This is a genomic window from Candidatus Clostridium stratigraminis, from assembly GCF_045310675.1.
Classification (GTDB): Bacteria; Bacillota; Clostridia; order Clostridiales; family Clostridiaceae; genus Clostridium_AT; species Clostridium_AT stratigraminis.
Window position 1 is genome coordinate 1 of sequence record NZ_JBJHZZ010000040.1, and the last position, 1,887, is coordinate 1,887.

Genomic DNA, 1,887 nt, shown 5'->3' on the forward strand with positions numbered 1-1,887 from the left:
AAAGGGGGTGTCGCAAAACTACCTTGAAAAGTAGTTTTGCGATACTCCTTTTCATTTTTAGACGCGAAGAAGTCATGAAATCGTTGGCCAATGGCCAAATTTCATGACTTCCTTATTTTTTAGACGCACTTAAACAAGCCTAAGGAAATTTGAACAAATTCGCTTATATTCTTAGGCAACTTTAACATCATGTAGGTGCTTTTTACTCCTATTATTTTGTATTTTTGAATGAAGTTTATTTATATTGAAACCAAAACAGAGAAGTAGAAACTCATTCTTAACACTATTTTTACCACGTGTCAAAAATCGGTTGAATTGATAATCATTTTTCAGGACACCAAAAGCACCCTCTACTTGTATTGATCGATTTACCCTTAGTATAACACCCTCCGGGGAAGTTATGTTTTCAAGAGATATCCTACGTTTCTCTACAAATGTCTTGGAAACTTGCATTTTTCTGTTACCTTGTGCTTTCGTGCACCTAGCCTTAAATGGGCAATTATTGCAGTCCTCAGCTTCATAGATAGTCACCTCTGAATGATAACCGGTAGCTGAAGTTCTGTGAGCTATCGTTGTTTTCCTAAGCTGCCTTCCGTTGTGACAAGTATACTCATCTTTTTCTTTATCATATATCATATTTTCACATTTGCTAATATCCTTCTTAAAACTCTTCTTCTTCCATTTCTCATATGTCTGCGGCTTTATGTAGTATTTTTGCTCTTGTTCCTCTAGATAAAGATAATTTTCTTCGCTCTCATAGCCTGAGTCGGCTATAACATTTGTATATTTATTTTCTAGGTTTGATTTCATATTATTAAGAAATGGAATGAGAGTGGCGATGTCAGCTCTATCCTGAAACACTTGGGCTCCAGTTACATATTCACTTTCAACACCAATTTGTACATTATAACCCGGTTTAAGTTGGGAATTCCGCATATGGTCATCCTTCATGTGCATGAAAGTCGCATCAGTATCAGTCTTAGAGTAGCTGTTTCTTCCATCGAATAAATTATTATGGATATTGTATGTTTGTTGACGTTCATAGTAACATTCCAGTTCTTCTTTAAATTTCTGAAGCTTTGATTTACGCTTACCAATACCATGAACTAGTTCTATATTTTCTTCCTGTATCCTTCCATTTATAAAGTCAAGTGCCTTCTCAATATCATAAAGAACCGTATCCCTTGCGGAAGCAAGACTGGTCATGAAGGTTAAATTAATGGCTTCAATACAAAATTTTATCTTTTCAAACATTTTAGCTTCATTTTTACTAACTACCTTCTTCCATACAAAGGTGTAGCGATTAGCATTTGCTTCAATCTTGGTCCCATCTACGAAGAGATTTTCGAAATTAATCTCACCAATTTTATGAAGATATTTAACTAATTGATAAAATAAATCCTCCATAGCTTCAGAGAGATACTCCTTTCGAAATCTGGCAATAGTGGTATGATCGGGTGCTTTCGCACCTTGCAGCAGCCAAATAAAGTTAATGTCTCTTTTGCACGCAGCTTCAATTTTTCTACTTGAATATATTTGATTTAGGTATGCATAAATTAATACCTTAAATAGAATTTTAGGTTCGATTGCTGGTTTTCTCCCGGTGTGAGAGTATGCCTTGTATAACTTGCTATAATTCAATCCCTCCAAAATGTGGCTAAGCAACCTAACTGAGTCATCCTCAGGTATCAACACTTCAAAATTTAATGGCATAATCAATTGATAGTAACCATTAAATTTGGTATAATCTTTTTGTTGTTGATTTGGTTTTTGCATACTATAATTATACAACACTTGCGGTGCCAATGGGCACCGCATTTTAACTTTCTAAGCAAAAAGGGAGCTGCTGCGCAGCTAACTATTTAGTTAGTTGTGCAACAGCCCCTT

Annotated in this window: 1 protein-coding gene; it reads right to left on the reverse strand. The window is 35.2% G+C overall.

Annotated elements, in window-relative coordinates; translation table 11 throughout:
* Nucleotides 1-171 precede the first annotated feature (171 nt).
* A complete protein-coding gene (locus ACJDUG_RS17745) occupies nucleotides 172-1,776 on the reverse strand; it encodes an IS1182 family transposase (protein ID WP_406771201.1) in 1,605 nt (534 codons plus the stop codon).
* Nucleotides 1,777-1,887 lie beyond the last annotated feature (111 nt).

Excerpts from the sequence above, each read along its gene's own strand:
- ACJDUG_RS17745 (WP_406771201.1), bottom strand. The coding sequence starts at position 1,776 with ATGCAAAAACCAAATCAACAACAAAAAGATTATACCAAATTTAATGGT.